Below are 16,529 nucleotides of genomic sequence, written 5' to 3' on the forward strand. Positions count from 1 at the left end.
AAGGTAAATCTTAGCTTACCTGAATTATTGCAGCTGATTTAAAAATCCTGGAAGCATTTGGATTACATAAGGGACGGGTTGCTCCTGCATGTATAGAGGATAAAAACGTGGCTAAAAAATATATCTATATCCCGATAAATAGTGATGAAATGCAGGAATATGCGGAGGGATTGGCGAAAGCCTGGGGCATACCGGTGAATCAAATCCTGGCCAATAAAGTAACCTCCGGTTTTGGAAAAGCCATGTATCGGTGGGTGAACCAGTGTTTGAGTAAGCTGAACCCTGCCGATACCCTTTACATCGTAACCCATGGCACGGGTGCCGGGGATGGACAATTCATTGGTGCTGAGCGCTCCACGAGTAACAACAAGCAGAAAAAAGTATATGTAAACGGCATGCCTAACTGGCAGGGAGGAGAGTGGAAAACCTACACGCCTCGACAGCTAGCAGATACCTTGGTTAAAGAGGGGCTTCCTGCTAATTTCGTTAATTTACATGTTTGTGCCTGTGGTTCCGGCTACGATGGAGAAAAGTTAAGACCTTGGGCTCAACGCTTGCGCCAGGCGATGGTTGGCACCTATAGAAATATTCAGGTCACTGGATATAGAGGTTGGTTCTCCTGCAGTACTGCCAGGGTTTGTATTAAAGTAGGTACTCAGTTTTATCCATTGGAAGAGCGGGCAGTTACTTTCTCCTGAATTTTGTACCCCTAATGTAGCTGGGGTTATGGCGTAGAAGTGCGCTCCATGTAATTTCCTGGGTATACCCTGAATAGATAGCTGAACAGAAATCTGAGCAGCTTTTATATTCAGGGATATCTTTCTCCATGACTGTTGACCAGTTACTAATCCTGATTATTTTAAGTGTCACTATTACCCTGTTTATATGGGGGCGGTGGCGCCACGATATGGTTGCTATAGCAGCCTTATTGACTTGTGTCTTTACCGGTCTGATTCCCCCGGAAAATGCTTTTATTGGTTTTGGCCATCCAGCGGTCGTGACTGTAGCTTGTGTGTTAATCCTGAGTCGTGGCTTACAAAATACCGGCGCAATGGATGCACTTGCACAACGAGTTGTCCGCAAAAGCGGGAGTATCTCAGTATCCATATTGTTACTCATTGGGCTCGGCGCATTTTTATCTAGCTTTATGAATAATGTCGGCGCGTTGGCTTTATTAATGCCCGTGGCTGTGGATATGGCCGAGAAACAGAAAGTGGCACTGGGGAGGGTTTTAATGCCCCTGTCTTTTGCAACGATTCTGGGGGGAATGACCACACTGATAGGTACACCGCCAAACTTGGTCGTTTCCGGTTTTCGGGCGGATTCTGGCGCCGGTAGCTACGGTATGTTTGATTTCACCCCGGTGGGTCTGGCAGTTGCGATAGCCGGAGTTTTGTTTATTGCATTTGTTGGGTGGCGCTTGGTGCCTGCACGCAACCGAACGGGGGCCTCCTCCTTTGAAACTGGCACATATTTAACAGAAGCACTTGTTGAGGAAAAAAGTGTTGCTGCCGGTAAGAATCTACGTGAAATTTCCAAAATGCTGGGAACAGAAGATGCCCAAGTTGTGGGTGTCGTACACAATGATGCCAGGGTCTCTCCCGCGACTCCCTGGCATAAAGTAAATAGCGGTGACATTTTGGTCATTGAGGCGGAGCCGGAGAGTCTTGCTACCTGCTTGTCCAATCTCAGTTTGAAAACAGTGGGAGCCCTTGGGGCAGATTCATCGGGTAAGGCTCGACAATCGGGTAGCAATAACACCGAGAGTGATTCTCAGAATAAGACCCCAATAAAAGCACTGGCGGATCGTACCGAAATGCAGCTGCGGGAGTTGGTTGTCATGCCAGATTCCCCTTTAGTGGGACGCCCTATGAGGTTTTCACGCCTCGCAGCGAGATACCAGATTCACTTGCTAGCACTCTCGCGCCAGGGGCGCCGCTCGGTGCGCCGGTTGCGTTCGACACCATTACTGGCCGGTGATGCTCTGTTAATGATGGGGGCCGATGAAAATCTAAACAGCTTTGCTAGGGAAAAGGGCTGTGTGCCTTTGGCCTCAAGGGATATTAGCATCCCTAACAAGGAGAAGGCGGCCATTGCCCTATTGGCTATGGTGCTTGGTGTCGCTGGTGCAGCGTTCGGCTTATTGCCGGCAGCAATCTCGTTCGCCACTTGTGTATTGGCTTTTATGGCGTTGAAGATAGTGCCGTTGCGAAATGTTTATGACTCTATCGACGGATCCGTCGTCGTGCTATTGGGGACTTTGATTGCTGTTGCTGATGTGATGGAGTCAACGGGAGCTGCAGACTTGGTCGCTCAGGTTTTGTTGGATGTTCTGGCTCAGGGCAGTGCTGTTTTGGCCCTGGGGCTGATCCTGGTGGTTACTATGACCTTGTCTGATTTTATGAATAATGTCGCCACTGCGGCAGTGATGTGTTCAATTGCCATGAGCACCGCAGAACAACTGGCGGTGAATCCAGATAGCTTCCTGATGGCTGTCGCAATTGGAGCCTCTTGCGCATTTCTAACACCGGTTGGGCACCAAAATAACACCTTAATTTTGGGGCCGGGAGGGTTTGAATTTGGTGATTACTGGAAAATGGGGCTGCCACTAGAATTGTTGGTACTGGTTGTGAGTATCCCCATGTTGCTTTGGGTTTGGCCCCTGTAATCGCAGTGAGCTCAAGCAATAGAATCGTCTACCGGCTGGGCCAACTCCGCCATAAACCTGCTACAAAAGCGCAAAATATCAGTCACAGTTACAATTCCAACCAGCTCGCCTTCCCGCATAACCAGTACCGAGCCAATGCCTGTATCCGCCATAGCTAAGAGAATTTTATCTAACGGGTCGTGGATATCTGCAATAAAGGGACGTCTGGCACATAGGTCATGTACATAAAGTTGCTGCTCTTCTAAACGGTGTCCCGGTGCATTGGCTCTTTCGATATCCCCTCGGGAAATGACCGTCTCCAAGTCGCCTGCACGAGTTACCGGCAGGTGGCGTACTTTGTGCTCCTCCATCATTGCCAGAGCATCCTCTACCGTGGCATTGATATCGATATGGTAGGGAAATGGCGTCATCAGAGCGGCCAAAGTCGGTATATGGTGGATATTATTGTGAGTGGACATAGTATGATCTGGGTATCCAATTGTATTTGGCAATATGCTCGATTACCGTTACACAGCGACTAATTTGCAATTGACGACTGCAGCTACAATATAGCTAATTGCGCTCCCTAGGGATATCCTTTTAAGATTGCAGATATGGCCGCCTTTGTTACACTTTTTAGCCCTTATTTTGAATTATTCCTATTATATTCAAAGGTAGGGACACAAATGGTTGATATTTGCCGGTGAAAGATTATTATTCGCGACCTCAGTCGAAAAATATAATCAGTGATTCGGAGTGTTTGCCGAACCGAGCTGAAATCGGCTAGTTTTTAATAATGTATTTGCCGAATATACCTAACACCAGAACTACACGATGTGTAGTGGTATCTACTCATGTATATCGGGCAATTCATAATATGCCGGACTAAACATCACTAAATTGCTTGCCATTGGCCAGCCATGATGTTTGTTGATTTTTTACACGGTATATCCGAAATAACAATCTGTGTCGCCCAGCGCCACAGATATATCTCTGTGTTTTTTAATAACCGTCGTTGAGGTTTATTGAATGTTTCAGGAATACGAACAACTTGAACAACAAATCGCCGAACATCAGGCAAGAATCGAAGAGTTACAAGAGCAAATGGCTCAGGCTGAACGCAAGAAAGATGGCGTAATTGCCTATGATAAAGCACTGGTAAACCTTGCTGCTGAATACCACATGGATGAAGAGGAATTCTTCGTTGCCCGTGGCCAGCAAATCGTTGAGTGGTTGGTAGCACAGCTGGGTGATGAAGATCCTGCAGACTATGTACAAACCCTGAAGGCTCGCGTTGCCCGTCACCTCAAGAAGGAAGGTGACAGCCCCCGTCGCGGTCGTCGTGCAGCACCGGCAGCAAAGGCAGCAGAGCCCAAGCTGGAAACTGGTCACTATCGCAACCCGTATACCGGCGCTACTGTTGAAAAGAAAAAGCGTAATCCTAAGGCCCTGAGCCAGTGGATTGATGAGTACGGTCTGGACACCGTAAAAGAGTGGAAAATCTAATTCTGGATGACCACTCATTTGATGCCGGATATCCGGCATCAAATATTTTTTCAAAAATCGTTCGATTTTAATTCATCGCATTGTTTGGCATTTTCGCCGCATCCTCTCTTTACTTACCTTATTATATTCAGCATATGTCTGCCCCGTTATTTACCTGGGAGTTTATACTGTGCTTTCAAGACTTAAGTCGTTTATTTTCTGTACACTTTTTGTTCTGGTTGGGGCTTCAAATTGGGTTTTAGCCGACTCTTCTGAGTCTCAGGTTATTTACTTAATACGCCATGCAGAAAAAGAGAAAGGGCCCGGGGTGGGTCGCGACCCTCATTTGACTGAGGCGGGCCAGCAGCGTGCTCGGCAACTCGCCTATATTCTTGGGGGAGTGGGTATAGATGCTATCTATAGCACTGACTACAACCGCACCCGGGAAACGGTTGAGCCTCTGTCAAAAGAGCTGGGGCTTGAAGTGGAAATTTACAACCCCAGAGATTTAAAAGAATTTGCTAACTCTTTGCAGCAGGCGGGAAATCGGATTTTAGTGGTTGGGCACAGCAATACCACTCCAAAACTGGCGGAATTGCTTGGCGGTGAAAAAGGGCGACCCATTCGAGAGGCCAGTGAGTTTGACCGACTCTATATCCTTGTGCGTGATAATGAGGGAGTAACCACTTTGATACAGCGCTATGGCCCGATGAAATCCTCGCAGGCAGAAAATGCAGTTTCAGAGTCATCTTAATTAATAATTTCTTTTATAAAAGTATCGACTACCTGTGACGCCAGTCCGTGGCGGTGTTCCTTGAAGGCATCGCCGACACTACTGCGCTCCAGGTTCAACTCTATGGTGTGAGCTCCAGCCTGATTGGCACATTCAACAAATCCCGCTGCTGGATAGACGTTTCCAGATGTGCCAATGCTGATAAATAGGTCGCAATCGGACAACGCCTGATAGATAGTTTCCATTTCCAGAGGCATTTCTCCAAACCAGACCACATGGGGGCGAAGGTTTCCCGCCTGCTGACAGCAACTACAGGTATCAGCTATCGAAAGATCCGAATTGAGGGGATATAGTTTTCCGCTCCTACGGCATCGCGCTTTTAGTAGCTCTCCGTGCATATGAATTAGCTGCTCACTGCCCGCGCGCTCATGCAGGTTGTCAATATTTTGAGAAACCAGTAAGTAATCCCCTTGGAATTTCTGTTCCAGTTCGGCCAAGGCGAGATGGGCGGGGTTGGGATGGATATCTGCAGATAGCAGCTGCTGGCGGCGTTCATTGTAAAATCTATGTACCAGTGCCGGATTGCGATCAAATGCCTCTGGCGTTGCGACATCTTCCAGGCGATGGTTTTCCCACAGGCCATCGGCACCGCGAAAAGTACCTATGCCAGATTCAGCTGAAATTCCTGCGCCGGTAAGTACAACGATTTTTTGATACTGTTTTTTCATTTTATATTTTCACGCTAGGGCTTTGCCTGGATCTACAGAGGAGCTCGCATCCAGCTCAGAGGTCTTAATTGATGGGCTGGTGTGACTCATAATGTTACCGCCCTGGCACTTCCATGTGCAGGGTTTATTGGTAGCACTATTAGTTAATTTTGCACTAACTTTCTAATTTTCCCTTAGCTCCATGGAATTGATCCTTTAGTGCATCTTGAGCTTCGGCTTCACAAACCGGTTCGCCTGTCCGATTAGGTAGAGCAGCATAGCTCTCGGCCAGCCGTGAATTGCCGCCAAGTGCATACGGTAGAGCGAGCGATAGGCAAGGCCAGCAAGGCGCCCTTCTACGGTAAGACTGCCTTTAACCAGCGCCCCCATCAGGTTGCCAACGGCAGTGTACTGACTGAGGGATACCAGAGAACCTCGATCGCGATAATAAAAATGATGCAAAGGTCTATCTTCAAATAGGGCAATAATATTGTCGCCAACCAGGGTAGCCATTTGCTGTGCTGCCTGGGCGCGCGGAGGCACTCGCTGGTGATTGCCATCGATGCAACTGGCGCAGTCCCCCATGGCAAATATCTTTGCGTCAGTTTGGGTCTGCAAAGTAGTTTCCACTTCGATTTGATTGAGTCGGTTGGTACTGAGGCCATCCAGCTGGGTGAGGAATCCCGGAGCTTTGACGCCGGCAGCCCACACTCGGATTGCGGCTGGGAGTTCCCTGCCACAGGAGGTGGTAAGTCCACGTTCGTTTGCTGAAGCAATATGGTGGCCGGTAAGGATATTAACCCCCATCTTGGCCAGTTCGCGTTCAGCATTATTTCCAATTCGTTTTGGTAGTGCTGGGAGTAGGTGCTCACCCCCTTCTATCAAGGTGATTTCCATCGCATTGGGACGAATGCGTCCATAGTTGCCGACTTGTTTTACGGCATCCACCAATTCAGCAGAGAGTTCTACACCGGTTGCACCGCCGCCAACGATTGCCACTTTTAACTTATCATCAACATGTGTCTCCAGCCGCAGGAAACGATTGAGAAGGTTTTGGTGAAATTTTTGTGCTTCGTTGCTGCTATCCAGGAAAAAGCAGTTTTCTCTGACGCCGGGGATATGAAAGTCGTTACTGTGCCCGCCGATACACAGCACTAAATAATCGTATTCCAATTCCCGTGCGGGTACTAACTCGCTACCGTCCTCATCATTAACAGGTCCGAGCCCGACTACCTGTCGTTCACGATCCAGGGATTGCAGGCTACCTAACTGAAATTCATAGCCGTGAATGCGGGCATGCACCTGATAATTCAGTGCATCCATATTGGCATCCAATGCGCCGGAGGCAACCTGGTGTAGCAGTGGTTTCCACAGGTGGGTGCGATTTCGATCAACCAGAGTAACTTGTGCAGCGGGGGACTTGCGGCGGCGCTTAAAGAAAGGGGTAAAAGAAAAATATTGACCGAGCCGTGTAGCCAAATGCAGGCCGCTGGCACCGCCGCCAATAATGACGATCTTTTTCATAGGGGTCTTCCTGTCGATTGCTAAAAGCCGACTCCCCAATCTGTGAAGACCTTTTTTGGTATCGGGAAATATGTCACCGATGTTTTTTCTAACGCCAGTATGTCGCGCTGAAAGACAGATGACAAGTTAGCAGAGTCGGTGAAGGCCTCTCTCAATAGAAATCATACAAAGCTCATAACCGGTTGTTGTTCCGGTTTCGCAAAACCCTTAAACCTGGCCTGGTACCGTCTCGTTGTCCTGTGAAATTAGCGCTCGCCAGTCTGCTGACTTGCGCAAGTGTACGCTCACTTCTGGATTCTGTGAGTCCGTCACTACACCGATAATTGACGCCTGGGTGTAACCGCGCTCTAGCAGTGCGCCCACGCAGGCTTCGGCTTGCTCAATAGGAACAGCAGCGAGGAGTCCCCCGCAAGTCTGTGGATCGGTAATCAGCGACCACTGGGGTAACCGCTGCCACTCCTGGGGGTTTTCCACAAAGGCGTAGGCATTGGCATTTTGCGGTTGCAGGCTGGACAGCCATCCGCGCTCGATACAAGTGGCGGCGCCGGAGATTAGCGGTAGATTCTCAGCGATCAGTGTCGCGCTTAACCCTTCAGGGCCGAGCATTTCCAATAGGTGGCCCAGCAGGCCAAAGCCCGTGACATCCGTCAGCGCATTGGTGTTATGGCGGGCAAATATCTCTGCGGCGTCGGCATTGCTATGCAACATGGTTTCCAGCGCCTGCTGCAACCATAGGCCTTTAGCCTCTCCCGCGCCCTCTGCTGCCAGGATAGTGCCTACGCCCAATGGCTTGCTCAGGATCAAGCAGTCTCCCCCGCGGGCACCCGTTTTTTCCAGGAGTTGCTCCCGCTCGGAAAATCCATTGACGGTTAGGCCCATTAGCATTTCAGAACCTTCGGCGGTATGCCCGCCAGATAGGACACAGTGGTGCCGGTTCAGCTCGTGGATGGCGCCTGCGAGCAACTGCTGTAGGTCTCGCCGGGTAATTTCCTCTGCAGCCGTAGGCAGGGTTGCAAGGATTTGTGCGGTGGCGGGTCGAGCATTCATAGCAAATAGGTCGGATAGGGCGTGCAGAGCCGCCAGGCGACCAAATATCCACGGATCATCTACAGGTGCACGCAATTGGTCGGAGCTCTGCACTAATAAATGATTAGCCGGTAGGTCCACAACTGCGGCATCATCACCGACGCCCTTTAACAGGTATTCCGAATGCTGATCCGGGAGGGTCGCCAGCGTGCGGCGCAGGATGTCGGCTCCAACTTTTGCGCCACAGCCATTACAGCGCATAGGAGATAGAGAAGAGCCTGAGCGCTGGTCGACGATGTCTTTGGTTTTGGCAGTGTGATCAGCCATGTCCATTGGCAGCTCACTGAAGCGTCGCATAAATGTGCGGTCGATAGAGTCTTTCCATCGCCACATCAGACCGCTTGCAGCGGCGAAGCCATTTCTTACTGCCACAGCCCGCTTGCCACCACAGGAGAGCAAGCTGAGAAAATCTTTTTGTGGCCGGTATTGTTTTAAGCGGCGTCCGGTCAGGGAGGCGCGCAGATTGTGAAATAGAACTGGCCCCTGGCGAACGGCGTAAACTCCGGCCTTGGGTAGAGGCTCTGGGGCGAAACTGGCCACATCACCAGCTGCAAAAATGTCTTCCCACCCCTGGGCGCGAAGTGTTTGATCTACCACCACAAAGCCTTTGTCATCGAGGGACAGGCCCGAGTTGGCCAGCCAAGGGGGGGCACAGGCATTGGTGGTGAGTATTACCTGATCGAGGGGCAGGCAGTCACCGCTCCCATTAACGACACCCTGTTCGGTAATTTCATTAACGGTCCAGTTATGGTGTAACTGAACCCCTAGCTCTTGCATCTCCTTTGAGACTAATTTGCGTGCTCTGACTGGATAGCCCTGGGGAATTGCGGCGGCACCATGAATCAGGTGAACCTCTACCTGCTTTTTCTTAACGGCACCTTGTAAAGCGTGCGCCATTGCCATCGACAGCTCGCAGCCTCCGGCACCGCCGCCGACAACTCCCAAGCGGAAGGGCGAGGTGTTTTCACCAACCTGTTTTTGCAGTTTTTGCCAGAAACGGTAGAAATGCCCGATAGGTTTTACCGGGATTGCCAATTCGGAGCCCGGTAACTCGCGGGCGGGAGTCGCGCCGACATCCAAAGAGAGCAGGTCGTACTCTATGGGAGGTCTACCCAATAGGGATACGGTGCGATTATCGATGTCAATTTCGTGTGCACAGGCCTGTATAAAGCGGGCACCAGCGGCCCGGCAGAGCCTGGCAAGATCTATATGAGTGTCTTCCAGGGAGTAATGGCCTGCAACCATTCCGGGCAACATACCGGAGTAGGCGGTTTGCACCTGGGGAGAGACCAGGGTCAGACGCGCGCCTGGCAGAGGGTTCATGGCCCACATTTGCAGCACAATAGCATGGCTATGGCCGCCGCCGACCAAAAGGATGTCCTGGTAGTTTGGATGCTCCTGCATGTCTACTCACTGGCTGGGTAACAGAAAAAATGAGAGGCGGTAAGGATACTGGCTTCCCAAACTTCCGCGCCGCGCAAATACACCCCTGGATAAATAGTAGACAGTTCGCATTTGACTGCGAGCGAATGGACGACGCAGCTGCTTATTATCGCGAATAGCAGCGCCAAGGCAAAAAAATCCCCAGGTGCTGGTCTTTACTGTATGGGCCTAATTGCAGTTGTAATCTGCATAAAATTCATTTTCTGGCGCTTAATTCTAATGCCCCCAGAGCCCGCTTCTCAGAGTGCCTTTTTCCGTCGCTTAATCTGGTGGCTGCTAGCTGGGCTATTGCTGGTGGAAGTTCTTCACTGGTGGGCAGCAAACTGGGTACGGGTAAAAGCTGGCGACTGGATGGAGGAGCGAGGCCTCGAATTCCATGTGGATCACTTGCGCGTATCGCTTCTGGATCTAAGTGTTATAGCGATTGATGTAAAAGCTGAGAATCGCGAAGGGCGGGGATTCTCCGCTCATGAGGTAATGCTCGATTACAGCTGGTGGCAATTGTTATGGGGGCGAGCTCATTTACCCAAGGCATCGGTGAGCGGTGCCTATATGGACCTGCAATCTTACCCGGGTGAACTGTACCGGGAGTGGGAGGTGGGTGGTTGGAATCTTGGAGGTGGAGCGCGGCAGGATCGTGATTTCAGGCTGCTTATCGGTCGCGCCCAGATACGGGATAGTGAACTTTGCTACCTGCACAAGCCTATTTGGAACCAAGCTACTTGCGCAGCCATCGGCAAACTCCAAACCGATAAATTTACGCTGGCATTATGGCGCAAAGGTGATGTTCCCCTGAATGTAGATATTGCTATTGGGGATGTACAGGTCAGTGATTTATTGGCCTGGGAGGGAGGTAAATCACGATACAACACGGTGATAGGCAGTTTGGAAGGAACTCAGGTCAATTTTTCCTGGCCGAGCCTCAATACAGATCTTAACAAGTTTACTGCGGAATACTTTATAGGATGCCCGCCACAGCGTTGGGCCGATGCAATAGCAGGGCTGCAAAGCCTGATTGGACATTGCGCCTCCGCCCGCCGGCTTGCCGCAGAAGGTGATATGAAATTCGGGTTTGGCCGCAAAGCTCGTGCCCAGTGGCGGCAGCTCAATGGTGAGAGTGTTGTACTGAGGCACAGTGATCGCCTTTGGCAGGATTGGCGGGCCGGGGTTATTAGCATCAGTGAGTTTAATTTTGAGCGCCCGAAAAAGCGCTTGGGATGGAGGAGAGGCTTTGCCCAGGCATTTGATTGGTGTCCACGACATTTGCGTAACGCCAATTCCCACCTGTGTCTGCGAGCGGCTAATTTAGACCTGCCGGAAAAAACGGTTTTCGACTGGAACGATCGCTTAAAAATAAATACAGGGGCCAGTTCAATTAATCGGGGCTACCTCTTGGATATGGCTCGATCTACCAGCCATCCCATCAGGGCTAATAATGGTGTATTTGGTCCTCTTCAGTTTTATGCCAAAACGCGAATATTATCTTTTGCCCACCTTGCGATTGAAACAGCCAATGGGTGTGTACCGGGCGGTCTGTGGCAGAAGCCCGATCACTGTGTCTCTATGGTTGGTCTCAAAAGTACAGAGGAGTTTGCCTTTCAGTTCGGCTCTGCTGAACACAATATTGATTGGGGGCTTTCCAGCGGTCCTCTGCAATTGGCTCAATTTTCAATAGGTGCCAGAGGCCGTCCCAGAGCTAAGCTACAGGACCTACGCTGGCAGGCCATTGATACAATAGGTCGTAACGGCCCGCTATCTGCTCAGGACTTTTTTATCCAGTCACTATCAGGGTGTTTGCCGCAGGACTTTCTCCCCTCGGATTGGCAGCCTTTGTGCGCACGTTTAAACAGCTTTTCAGGGCGGGGACATTTTGCTTGGCAGAGAGGTGAAGATGGCTATGCCATTTTGGGAAAACTGCGCCTTCACCGATTACTTCTAAATGATTCCGCGGGTGCAGGAAATGGCTTACAGATACAGCAGTTTGAAAGTGGCGATAGCTTATTTAAAAGAAAGGTTACAAATAATCCTTGGATGGCGACCAGTCAGTTACCGGGTATTCCTCAAGGAGTTGGTGATGATAATTACGGCACCGAAAAAGGAAGACTGGATCAACAAAATATTGATGCGGATAAAAATCCTGACGACTTAGGGCTGGCCAGCATAGAAAACCCAAACCTGGAGCTAAAAAAACTTGTTTTGAAGAAACTGGCTGGCTGTCTCACTGAAGGTTGGAAAAGGTTATTTTATCGCGCCAACAAAAGCCACGAATATCTGCCAGTTTGCTTTGATATCCGCTCATTAGAGCAAAAGGAGCCACTCTTTATATCTTGGCAGCAGGGGATAGATCTCTCTGTAAAAAAAATCTCCGTGATTAGTGCTGAAGCAAAGACAAAGGGGGGCAGGAAATTATTTGACTTAAAAAAGATAGAACTACCCCTTGCCAGGATAAGACATAGACGTACATCAGACTCTGAATCTTATGTCGCTTTGCCCGGTGCAAATGCTGAGCAGTTGAGTGGCTGCTTTCCCGGCGGTAGGCAAGTGAGTTCACTAAATATTCACTGTGTAGATGTTGAGCGCCTTTCACTGGGAGATTACTCCTTCGTTTATTTTAGCCAACGCAATCTAATTGCCAATATGGATGACTCAGCAATTCAATCCGTGCAGCTGAAAAACCTGTCTGGCGCGAATGTTTTTGGCATTGGAGGTGTACTTATACCAAAGCTAGAGTTGCTATGGTCCCGGGAAAAACCTACCCAGTCGAAAATTGCATTGCAGGATGTTGCTGCTGACAGAGTAACCTTGTGTCTTCCCTGGCTAGCGGAGAAGTATAAATCGATACCGACCTGTGTATTTGGGCAAGACATCCATTCGCTAGGGCAAAGCGGTTGGTCGATCGAAGAAGTGGAATTTAAGGAGGACTTCGAAACTGTACCCATGTTGCAACTGGGGCGAGTATTCACGAAAAGAACGTCTTTTTCCTCCAATACACTCGATTTTTATGGGCTGAATGTCGATGATGTTCTGCTTTGTGGGTTGAGGTCTTATTCTTCTGAAAATAATGAAGATATGGGGCTTGCCGATTGCATTGAGACCCCACAAATAAGCTTTGGTGATTCTTGGGTAAAATTGGGTATAGATTCCGGCGCCCCCCGCTTGGATTTAGGACCATTAAAGAGTAAGCCTATCGCGTTTTGGCAAAAGGGTAGCGGCTATTTAGAAGCCGGTGTGCAGAGCTTGGGTTGGAGTCGATTTATCTGGGATAGCGGTGCAGAGTTCTCGGTGTCGAATCTAAGCTTACAGAATATCCGGGTGTGTACGCGGGATTCGGGGCTTGCAGTAACTGTCGATAAGCTGAGTCGGGCCAGGGCAGGTGACTCCCACCATTGTTTTGGGGTTGACAAATTATCAATGCCGGGATTACAGAAAATCAAATTGTCAGACCCCTGGTCAGTTCAAGGTTCTGTAGAATTGGTTGGGCTATCAATACCCAGGAAAAATTTGGGGCCACTGAAAATACCAAAATTTGAAATTGATAATATCTCCTTGCAAGGGGAATCTTTGGCGAAAGCCTCTGGTGCGAGGGGATGTATGCCAGGGGGACTATTAAAAGACGAAAAGATAGCGCCCTGTTATGAATTTGGGGCCTTTAGTATTGGCAAGGCAGAAGGTATTAATGGCACTGGCGGAAGGCAGCTTATACTTTCTGGGATAAAAATAAGTAATGTACAGTTGCATGAGCAAAATTTTCCACAGGAATTGCCACTTAAACTTTTATCTGTATCCGGTATGGGGGCCGGGCACTTAAATATCAGTCGGCAGGGAGTTGATTTCAAGGATTTACAGTTTAAGGAAATTGGAGGATGTTTTCCCAGTGGTTATCTGGATCAGGGAGATCATTGCTTCAGCTTCTCGAGTTTAATGCTGGAGGGAAACTACCGCCGTGGTCAGGGGGCAGAACTTGCTGTTGTGAGGGTCAATGGCATCACTTTACTTTCACCTTCTGGGGAAGAGTTAGTGCACGGTGAGAGCATAACCTTGTCGCATTTGCTCTTTACCGATACCGAATGGCGCTTTGCCAGTGGTGAAGCAATTCACTTTCATTTTTTTGAGAGAAACCCGGATAGTTTGGATTTTGATCGCCATAGATGGATAGCTGATTTTAAGTCCCTGTGGGTTGAAGGTTTGAGCTATTACCGCCCTGAGAAAACACTCACTATAGGTTTTATCGACTTTCTGCGCCCTCGGTTTATTCTCTTGAGGGATTTATCGGGGAAGTTTCCGGTGGCCCGAAAAATTAATGAGCTGCGAGGCTTTGGTGGCATTGACACGTTTGCTTTCAGGGAGAAGGACAGCCCACCGCTACTTTATCATCTTGGTGACCTCTACCTAAAACACGGCACTTTTAGTTGGGTTGACTATCAAGATGAATTCAGGGCCCGCTTACCGGTCCGGGATATCAACTTTAATCTCAGTGATTTAAGTAATTTGGCCGAACACCCCCCTGCGGTGATTGTTGTTAATGGAAGGCCTGGCGGATTTGGTGAGATTCAGATAGGGGGAACTGTAGATTACTTGGGAGATAAAAAGTGGAATGCTGATCTTACTGGCTATCTCACCAGCGTAAATTTAATACCTGCTACGCCTTATATGGCCAAGTTGTTGGGTTACAAAATTCTTCAGGGGCAGGGAGATGCGGTAGTTAATATTCGGGTATTTGAAAATGAACTCGATGGCTTTGCGGATATACGACTGGAAAAACTAAAAGTTCGCCGGGTGCGGAAAGATGATCAGCTACCGGTGAAGTCCACGCTGATTCCCTTGAATATTGCTCTATGGTTGCTAAAAGACGGGCGGGGGGGTATCAAGTTTGGCATGCCTGTTAGCGGCAATATTCGCGATCCCAAGTTCTCCTTTAGTTTTGTATTTAGTGAGTTGCTACAAAAGGCAATTATAGATGCCTTGATAAGCTATTTGACTCCCTATGGCGTTTATTTGTTAGCACGTTATGCCTGGGGGCGTTTCAGGACGAAATCATTTGCGTCTATTGACTTTGAACCTGGCAGTGCAAAATTAACTAATTTAGCACTGACACAACTACAGCGTATGGTCTTTGTTTTACTTAAGAACCCTGACGCACGACCAGGAGTATGCGGCATCTCTAATGCCCGGGACTGGCAAGCCCTGTACCCCTATTCCATGGCAGGTATGAGCAGAAGCGGAAGAGCCCAGGTTGCTTTTTACCAAAACCCATCTCTGGAACTTCGTGAGGAACTTGAAAATTTGGCAATGGAGCGAAGCCGAAATGTCGAAAAGTATTTGATTGATGCGGGAATAGAGGCTTCAGAATTAATCCCTTGCGCGCCTGACTATATTGGTAAGGATTTTGGTGATCCAAGGGTGGAATTTTCGAATTAAGTAAGCATGTAACATTAATATCTATATAAATAATGGTACAAATTTCCGTCGTCCCTTCCTGCCTTACAGCTTGTGGTAGCTTCGTATCGCTATAGGTTTGTTAGGGTGTCAAGGCCGTTATTGAGGGCAGCGTTAATTATTTATTTTGCTGTAATTAGTACGTATAAGATTGTTTGCCTTCTTTTTGTGAAACGATTCACTGTGTTTAAATATACCTCAGTTTTTCGACTTTTTTAAGGTTTGTTATTTGTAGGGTGAGAGTTGGGACCTTTTTACAGGTTGTTGTGGGGTTAAGAAGTTTCCAGGTCTGCCTTTAGATTAACGTAATTTTCAAATTAATTTGAATTATGGCTTGCAAGTTGCTTCCTTGATGCGGTCGTAGAATTCCGGCATAGTGAGTCTGACATTCAATATATCAAAAATTTTTCTCCTAATATTGTGTGTGTTTTTAAGTTCTGAATACTCATTAGGGCTGCATATGAAAAAAATACTAATTATGCTTGTTTTTTTATTCGCCCCTCTTCTTTCCGCAGAGCAGGCGAAGGTAGAGCGGCAACCCCTAAAAACCATGTCCACTTGTTTGATTGTGAATGGTTGGAATGCTTGGGGTATATGGCAGTATGATGTTTATGCGCTTGCCCGAGATAAGGTGCTTATTGGGAGTAAAGATAATCACTTTCTAATTTCTTCTGTGGATACTGGGTATTCTCATGTAATTAACGGGAAAACTGTGGCTTATTATTCCGAGGCTAAATCTTTAAATGAGCTAGGTGAAGCTTGCCAGGAAAATTGCCCGGTTAATTATGAGAAGCGGGTCAGCTGGTTTCAGCGACGCTGCAAGGAATATTGATAAAAGTTAGTTTGTAGTTTTATTTGTGAAAGGTTTCACAAATATTTGATTCTATTCGTTTCCTGATATAAGTAATAGCAAGGTAAAACAATATGACTCAAGTGCACGGAAGTTGCCTCTGTGGTTCAGTGACAATTAGCGCATCTTTGCCCTCTTCAAATCTGGGGGTTTGCCACTGCGGTATGTGCAAAAAATGGGGCGGTGGTCCTCTGTTGGCAGTGGATTGTCAAACCAGTGTTGAGATTACCGGTGAGGAACATGTCAGTGTATTTGATTCATCAATTTGGGCTGAACGGGGTTTTTGTTCAAAGTGCGGTTCGCACCTCTTTTATCGCTTAAAGGAAACTTCCCAGTACTCAGTACCTGCGGGGATCTTTGATCTTCCGGCCGAGACAACAATGACCCATCAAATCTTTATCGATGAAAAGCCGGATTACTACGAATTTGCCAACGATACCCAGAAGATCACGGGGCTGGAGATAGTTACTGAGTACTCATGATAGTGAGTGCTCGCTATCTCTATGGGTATCTTTTAGTCAAGACGGAATATGCGCCCGGGATTCACTTTAAGGTTACTATAGCGTCCTAGGGCTGTATCGCCGCTTCCCTCAATGGTGATTTCAGCTTAGATGGGTA

11 protein-coding genes are annotated in these 16,529 nt (G+C 48.4%); 7 read left to right on the plus strand and 4 right to left on the minus strand.

What is annotated here, in order from left to right; genetic code table 11:
* Positions 1 to 107 precede the first annotated feature (107 nt).
* Together ACJJI3_RS19545 and ACJJI3_RS19550 are read left to right on the plus strand one after the other, a co-directional pair.
* Positions 108 to 698 (plus strand): hypothetical protein, encoded by a 591-nt coding sequence (locus tag ACJJI3_RS19545; RefSeq protein ID WP_413663455.1) that lies wholly within the window; start codon positions 108 to 110, stop codon positions 696 to 698.
* A gap of 128 nt (positions 699 to 826) precedes the next feature.
* Positions 827 to 2,668, plus strand: coding sequence for an SLC13 family permease (locus tag ACJJI3_RS19550; protein ID WP_413663454.1), 1,842 nt, complete (start codon positions 827 to 829; stop codon positions 2,666 to 2,668).
* A gap of 11 nt (positions 2,669 to 2,679) precedes the next feature.
* Here ACJJI3_RS19550 and ACJJI3_RS19555 read toward each other — a convergent pair whose 3' ends face one another.
* Complete coding sequence (locus tag ACJJI3_RS19555) at positions 2,680 to 3,126, minus strand: CBS domain-containing protein (RefSeq protein ID WP_413663453.1); 447 nt, start codon at positions 3,124 to 3,126, stop codon at positions 2,680 to 2,682.
* A gap of 550 nt (positions 3,127 to 3,676) precedes the next feature.
* On the opposite strand from ACJJI3_RS19555, the gene ACJJI3_RS19560 reads away from it, so the two are divergent.
* Positions 3,677 to 4,153, plus strand: coding sequence for a DNA binding protein (locus ACJJI3_RS19560; RefSeq protein ID WP_282931121.1), 477 nt, complete (start codon positions 3,677 to 3,679; stop codon positions 4,151 to 4,153).
* A 169-nt stretch (positions 4,154 to 4,322) separates the two neighbouring features.
* A complete protein-coding gene (locus ACJJI3_RS19565; RefSeq protein WP_444940653.1) occupies positions 4,323 to 4,886 on the plus strand; it encodes a SixA phosphatase family protein in 564 nt (187 codons plus the stop codon).
* On the opposite strand, the gene cobB is transcribed toward ACJJI3_RS19565, so the two are convergent.
* From cobB to ACJJI3_RS19580, 3 genes are all read right to left on the minus strand, one after another.
* The gene (gene cobB, locus ACJJI3_RS19570; RefSeq protein WP_444937148.1) at positions 4,883 to 5,593 is read right to left on the minus strand and encodes a Sir2 family NAD+-dependent deacetylase; all 711 of its coding nucleotides are present in this window, start codon (positions 5,591 to 5,593) and stop codon (positions 4,883 to 4,885) included. The genes ACJJI3_RS19565 and cobB overlap by 4 nt on opposite strands.
* Positions 5,594 to 5,788: 195 nt before the next feature.
* A complete protein-coding gene (locus tag ACJJI3_RS19575; RefSeq protein WP_444892108.1) occupies positions 5,789 to 7,096 on the minus strand; it encodes an NAD(P)/FAD-dependent oxidoreductase in 1,308 nt (435 codons plus the stop codon).
* 207 nt (positions 7,097 to 7,303) lie between these two features.
* Positions 7,304 to 9,586, minus strand: coding sequence for a slr1591 family oxidoreductase (locus tag ACJJI3_RS19580; RefSeq protein ID WP_444940654.1), 2,283 nt, complete (start codon positions 9,584 to 9,586; stop codon positions 7,304 to 7,306).
* A 258-nt stretch (positions 9,587 to 9,844) separates the two neighbouring features.
* Here ACJJI3_RS19580 and ACJJI3_RS19585 point away from each other — a divergent pair, with 258 nt between their 5' ends.
* The 3 genes from ACJJI3_RS19585 (at position 9,845) to ACJJI3_RS19595 (ending at position 16,393) form a co-directional block, all read left to right on the plus strand.
* Positions 9,845 to 15,043 carry a DUF748 domain-containing protein gene (locus ACJJI3_RS19585; protein WP_444940655.1) on the plus strand — a complete coding sequence of 1,733 codons (5,199 nt, stop codon included), beginning with the start codon at positions 9,845 to 9,847 and terminating at the stop codon, positions 15,041 to 15,043.
* A gap of 478 nt (positions 15,044 to 15,521) precedes the next feature.
* Positions 15,522 to 15,893, plus strand: a complete 372-nt coding sequence (locus ACJJI3_RS19590; RefSeq protein WP_444940656.1) for a hypothetical protein — start codon at positions 15,522 to 15,524, stop codon at positions 15,891 to 15,893.
* Positions 15,894 to 15,985: 92 nt separating this feature from the next.
* Entirely contained in the window at positions 15,986 to 16,393 is a 408-nt protein-coding gene (locus ACJJI3_RS19595) for a GFA family protein (protein ID WP_413663447.1), read from the plus strand.
* The last annotated feature ends 136 nt before the right edge of the window (positions 16,394 to 16,529 follow it).

This window comes from Microbulbifer maximicatervae (SeqCode) (assembly GCF_052466985.1).